Consider the following 662-nt stretch of genomic DNA (forward strand, 5'->3'; position numbering starts at 1 on the left):
ACAGCCGTTTTCATGTTGTCGTAGATGCCGCGACGTGGCACGCCACCCAACGCTCCAAACGAACGGGTATGGGCATCAAACAGCATCTCGTGGCCTTGGCTGGGGTACGCAACCAACCAGAATGCGCGACTGGCGCACAGCTTCATGTGGGAGACCTGGATACGTCGAAACAGGCCACCGATCAGCAGACTCTCTTCGCTCCAGTCAAATTGAAACGCCTCGCCGAGCGCAAAAGTCAGCGGTACAAAAGCGCGTAAAGACTTGCCTTGCTCACCTCGCCAAGAGCGTACAAACGCCGTGAGCTGGCTGTAGCCGCCGTCGTAACCCTCGGCCTTGATCTGCTCGAAAAGCGCTTTGGCGCTCCTGCGGTTGTGTTTTGGCCGGAACGAATCGGCCTTGAGCGCCTGTTCCAGCGTCTCGTGGAAAGGGCTGAGTTTGTTGAAGGTTGCGCACCGTTGGTACGCCGGCTGAGTGGCTTCGGGCGCTCTGACCCATTTTCGGATGGTGTTTCTAGAAAGCCCGGTACGCTTGGCTATCTGATGCAGCGAGAGCTTGTCGCGGAAGTACATCCGCCGGATTTTCCCCAACATTTCCATGCTGATCACCCTGTGTTCTCCTGCTCAAAAAGTGAGCAGAAGCAGTTGAACACCTGGGTCAGTTTT

1 protein-coding gene is annotated in these 662 nt (G+C 56.5%); it reads right to left on the minus strand.

Annotated elements, in window-relative coordinates:
- Positions 1-596, minus strand: a 596-nt coding sequence (gene istA, locus QMX98_RS34790; protein WP_282412090.1) for an IS21 family transposase, incomplete at its 3' end; no start/stop codon positions are given.
- Between the last annotated feature and the right edge of the window lie 66 nt (positions 597-662).

Origin of the sequence: Pseudomonas sp. PS02303 (genome assembly GCF_029959925.1) — a bacterium.
Classification (GTDB): Bacteria; Pseudomonadota; Gammaproteobacteria; order Pseudomonadales; family Pseudomonadaceae; genus Aquipseudomonas; species Aquipseudomonas mandelii.